General features: G+C 41.0%; 6 protein-coding genes. 1 reads left to right on the top strand and 5 read right to left on the bottom strand.

The window, feature by feature from the left end:
* Positions 1 to 505 precede the first annotated feature (505 nt).
* Positions 506 to 1,090, bottom strand: coding sequence for a carboxymuconolactone decarboxylase family protein (locus A4E54_RS07080; RefSeq protein ID WP_286725271.1), 585 nt, complete (start codon positions 1,088 to 1,090; stop codon positions 506 to 508).
* Between the two features lie 162 nt (positions 1,091 to 1,252).
* On the opposite strand from A4E54_RS07080, the gene A4E54_RS07075 reads away from it, so the two are divergent.
* Entirely contained in the window at positions 1,253 to 2,245 is a 993-nt protein-coding gene (locus A4E54_RS07075) for an MBL fold metallo-hydrolase (RefSeq protein ID WP_286725269.1), read from the top strand.
* Positions 2,246 to 2,307: 62 nt separating this feature from the next.
* Here A4E54_RS07075 and A4E54_RS07070 read toward each other — a convergent pair whose 3' ends face one another.
* The 4 genes from A4E54_RS07070 to A4E54_RS07055 form a co-directional block, all read right to left on the bottom strand.
* Positions 2,308 to 2,763 carry a GreA/GreB family elongation factor gene (locus A4E54_RS07070; protein ID WP_286725267.1) on the bottom strand — a complete coding sequence of 152 codons (456 nt, stop codon included), beginning with the start codon at positions 2,761 to 2,763 and terminating at the stop codon, positions 2,308 to 2,310.
* 259 nt (positions 2,764 to 3,022) lie between these two features.
* On the bottom strand, positions 3,023 to 3,946 hold the full coding sequence (locus A4E54_RS07065; protein WP_286725264.1) for a transposase: 924 nt from the start codon (positions 3,944 to 3,946) through the stop codon (positions 3,023 to 3,025).
* On the bottom strand, positions 3,936 to 4,118 hold the full coding sequence (locus tag A4E54_RS07060) for a hypothetical protein (protein ID WP_286725261.1): 183 nt from the start codon (positions 4,116 to 4,118) through the stop codon (positions 3,936 to 3,938). The genes A4E54_RS07065 and A4E54_RS07060 overlap by 11 nt, the downstream gene beginning before the upstream one ends.
* Before the next feature lie 120 nt (positions 4,119 to 4,238).
* A partial coding sequence (locus A4E54_RS07055) for a hypothetical protein (RefSeq protein WP_286725258.1) occupies positions 4,239 to 5,024 on the bottom strand: 786 nt, incomplete at its 5' end.

The raw sequence follows: 5,024 nt of genomic DNA, 5'->3' as shown, positions 1-5,024 counted from the left end.
TTCGCCACGTTGCCGGTTCACACCTACTCCTAGCTATAACCTTGGTACCGGCCGCTTACCCTGCCTAATGACTTTACTCAGCCATTAGCTTATCAGCAACCTGGTCGACCTCTTACTTCACCAACCGGCTTTTCAGTGATCTTCCTTTGAACCCTTTTTCCTACGGTACCGGTCTCCTTACTCCTCCAACAGCTTCACTCAGCTATCGGACTTTCAGTTTGCTAATCTTCCCCGGGCTTTACCTTAACCACAGGGCTTTAGTCTGACCTGGCCGGTTGCCTGCTAAGCCTTCGGCTTTTCAGCCAACCCCCCTTTGAACCGCCTCCGGTTACAACTCTACCGTTTCGTTGTTTCCCAGCTACTGGTTACCGAACCCGCCGGGGGTCTTCCTCCCAGTACTTTAACTTAAAAGTTATTTCCTGGGTCACTTTCATTATAAATAGCAGAACTTACATTGTCAATAATATTTTTTGAAAATTTTAAATAATTTTTTAAATTAGAAAAATCACACATTTATTCGTTTATTTTCTACCTGCACCTCGGTGTTTTCCAAAAAACGGGCCACCATATTGTAAAAACCGATAATCAAGGTCAGTTCTGCCAGTTCACGGTGATCAAAGTGTTCTGCCAGCTTGTAAAACGTTTCATCGGTAGACTTAATTTTAATAGTAACTTCATCAGTATATTCCAGCATCAACCGCTCCAGCTCGCTGAAGCATCCCTCATCCGGGCCTATCTTCACACCGGCGATTTTTTCTTCTGGAACCCCCGCTTCCCGCGCCATCTTTTCGTGCTGGTACCACTCGTAGTAAGAATCGCACAAAGCGGCCACCCTCAGTATGCATAACTCACGCAGGTGCGCGTCCAGCTTCACCTGGGACAAAAGCGAACTGCCCAGCCGCATATAATGACGCACACTATTCTCCGCATGAGCCATCATCTTATTAATATTCAGGCTGTTGGTCGGCCCGCCGGCCAGGATCATTTTACGCGTCTTCTCAGGCATTTGCTCAACCGGCACAAGCGGCAGGCGAGGCCCCCTTTGCCCATCTCTTTTGTTTTCTTCTTTTCCTTGGTTAACTCCCGCCATGTGTTTTTTACCCCCTAGCTGTTTATTCTCAGATGAGATAAAATAAAAACACCAATTATCAGACTATCATATTAATTATTCTTTGGAAAATGAAGAAATATCAGCAGCGAATAATCGCAAGGGTAACTGGATGAATTTCTGTTTGAAAGGAACGTGCCAAGCATGGCTGAAAAAATACTGCCTAATCTTTACAGAATAGAAATCCCGCTCCCCAATAACCCCTTGCAAGCAACTAATTCTTATGTAATCAAGGATAGTTCAAGAAGTTTGATTATCGATACCGCTATGAACAGGGAAGAATGCAAAAGAGCCATGCTGTCAGGCCTTGATGAAATTGGGGTGGATTTGGATAAAACTGATTTTTTTATTACTCATATGCACGCGGACCACTGCGGCCTGGTAGCAAGCCTAACCCCAAAAAAACCAACACTTTACTGCAGCCGGCTTGCTTCGATAGATATTAACGGATTGAGCAAACCGGAATACTGGGAGAAATTAAAATTCCTCGGACAAATCTGCGGCTTCCCTGAGGAAGAGCTAAGACTAGCTGTTAACAAACATCCCGGTTACAGGTTTCGCCCCAGGGGACAGATGAATTTCAAAATAATAAAGGATAAAGACATGATCAGCGCTGGAGGCTATCACTTTACCTGCATAGAAACCCCCGGCCATACTACCGGCCACATGTGCCTCTATGAGCCATCCCAAAAGATCCTGTTTTCCGGGGACCATATCCTAACAGATATTACTCCGAATATTTCACTGGGGATGACTTATGACCATAACCTTTTGTATGAATTCATCAGCAGTCTTGATAAAATTAATAATCTTGACGTTGCTCTTGTCCTGCCCGGACATAGGAAACTTATTAAAGACTGTAAGGCTAGAATTGAGGAATTGAAAAACCACCACCAAACAAGAGCCGGCGAGGTGCTATCAATATTAAAAAATGGCAGCCTGGACGCCTATCACACAGCTTCCCAAATGACTTGGGATATGACATACGACTCCTGGGATCTGTTTCCGGTCACACAGAAATGGTTTGCCTGCGGCGAGGCTCTTGCTCACCTGAAATATCTTGAGGAAGTAAAGATGGTACGCAAGGAAGAAAAAGAGAATAAATATTATTTCTCACTGGCTGCCAAGGATAGTTAAAAACCTTACTGCCATGATAATAATATTTATTCAGCACTCCGCCGCGCTCCACTGTATCCTTCTCATTCAATTTCACCCTGCAGCAGTTGAATAGATTTTACTTTATAAAAGAAAACCCCTCCCGGTGCTCTCACTTCTATTTCATCACCGACTTTCTTTAATAATAATGACTTTCCCATCGGTGATAAAAATGATACATCGCCCTCTTTTATGTTAATTTGAAAGGGATTCACAATGCGATACTTAAAAACCTCCTGGTATGATAAGTCTAGCACTTCCACTTCACTACCTATGGTGACAAAAGGAAGTCTATTGTCCAAATTTTGTGTCTTTTTTGCATTTCTGACTAGTTGTTCAATATGTTTTATATAATCTTCAATAAGCTTCTCAAATTCATTACGTTCTTTTGATGGTTCAAGAAAATATTTTTCAATAAGTTCCTTTTTCTCTTCCTCAACTTTTACCAAATGCTTAATGAGACTATTAAAGGAAGCTTCTGACAGTGTGACCCTAACCAATTTACTCCCCTCCATATTCAGCCACTAAATGGAAAAACCCAATATAAAGCGCAAGGGCGCTTCGCCTTAATAGCGAAACACCCATTTAAATGTATCTTATCATTAGATACAATCATTGTCAATAGTGTATGATATTAACATTTAATGCAAAGGCTTTAATTTTCTGGTAAGGGGATGTCAAGGGGACGGTTCTTTTGACATTACGGACTATCAAGGGGACGCGGACTGTCAGGGAACAGTTCTTTAGGTGTCAAGGGTATCATTTGTCAAGGGGACTTAGTTTGTCAAGAAGACGGTTCTTTTGACAGTATGACACTATAACTTTTCTTACTGTTTCTCTATTAATACCAATAATATCGGAAATTTGTCTGCCTGATAAACCGGATACACTTGCCAGTTCCTTAATAAGTCTAGCCCTTTGAGCTTCATTCTCTCGCTTTTTCAAAAAATCCAAGCTTAGTTTTATCTCTTCTAAATACCTATTAATATAATCCGTTACCATATCTCGATCCATTTTTTTATCCTCATTGTCCATATCAATAAACATATCTTCACTTATCTGAGCACTAAATTCAATAAACTTCGTTTTAGCTATAGAAATATCATCACTAAAAATACTTAATACATCACTTATTTCGGGTAATAATAAAAGTCCCTTTTCGTAGTTTAAATATAAATCTATGCTGCTCCATTTATAATTCATTGCTGACTGACATATTCTTGCCTTTACAGGGTTATTGTGTATATATCTGACTGCAGTGATCAGATATTTATCATCTGCGATATTCTCACTTTTAAATCTATCTTGAAAAACATGCCCTACTCTATTATGTTTATTATTATAATAGTATGCATAGCTTGTCCCAATTCTTTTAAAAACTATTGATATTGGTTCATCCTTTGTCCTTATTATGAAATGAGCATGGTTATTCATTACACAATAAGCATATAAACTAAAGCCGCTCTTCTTCCTTTTTTCTAAAAGCGTATCAATAATTCTTTGCTTATTTTCCTCCTCAAGAAAGATATCTTTCCTTTCATTGCCCCTTAGCATTACATGGTATACTTCAGATTCACTCAGGATTCTAGCCTTTCTTGGCATCAAACCACCTCTATGGAGAATTATAATAAAAAACGGACTAATGTCAAAAGAACCGTCCCCTTGACAATCCCTACTCTTCAACTGAATAACCTGCTTTTGCCAATTCTTCTTCCAGGACCTGAATGGCTCCGCTGATACGCTGGAGAACAGTCCTCATATTCGTCTGACGTGACTCCAAGTCGGCAAGCATTTTCTGACCTGATTCGAATTCGGCTTTGAGTTCCTTGACACGCTGCTCTAATTGTTCTCTCATGAAATCCCCCCCCAAAATATTTTCTTTAATAACACCAGTTCATCTAATTTGTTCACAACTAAAGTTTCAGACTTGAGTTTCTTTTAAACGTTACCCAAGTTGTGGTCTTATGTTATTTCTCTACAAAGCTGTAACTGGTATAACAGCTTTGTATTTTTTTCCATTGCCATCTTTATAGCCAAACACGACACCACTAGGACCTGCATTCAGAAATATAAGGGATTGGTTCGGGGAATGGTCTAGAGCACCTACGTAGGTAGCCCCCTCTATCATGAATGGAGTATCATTGGTAACACTCACATGTAGAGCCCCCTGCGGATACGTCCCAATGCCGACATTGCCGGAAATATAGAACACAGGAGCTATCACTGACAGTCTTCCGTCGGCGTCATTAATTATTCTTGTATTAAAATCTTGAGTCAGTCCTGAATGATGAAAATCAATATACGGCGTTCCTTTTCCAGGAGTCGAACGGTCCCCCCCTAGTTCGATGCTTCCACCTTGATCTTCTCTTAAACAGCTGTTGTTTCCCCATCTCAGGTCTCCCCCGGTAATATGGAATTTAGCTTGTGGGTTTACCACTCCAATGCCGATATTGCCGTGACCATCTATGACCAATCTATTCGCCACGTTATCCCCTATAAATAGATATCCGCCTCTACTAAAAATATCATATTTTTTCCCTGCCGTTGACGTATCGTTTAACTCTAAAGCGGCACCCCAGCCTGGTCCGGCACCAGTCAGACGCAGAGCAGGTTGGTCTTTAGACTCTATATTTATTTCCAACTTACATTCTGGCGTCGTCGTCCCAATGCCGATATTGCCGTGACCATCTATGACCAATCGATCCACGGTGTTATCCATATCTGATATTGAAAGCCTGCCGCGGTTTGAGGTAATACAATA

Source organism: Pelotomaculum sp. PtaB.Bin117 (assembly GCF_002067195.1).
GTDB lineage: Bacteria > Bacillota > Desulfotomaculia > Desulfotomaculales > Pelotomaculaceae > Pelotomaculum_D > Pelotomaculum_D terephthalicicum.
The sequence above is the reverse complement of the archived record's forward strand: the minus strand, read 5'-3'. Positions and strand labels throughout refer to the sequence as shown.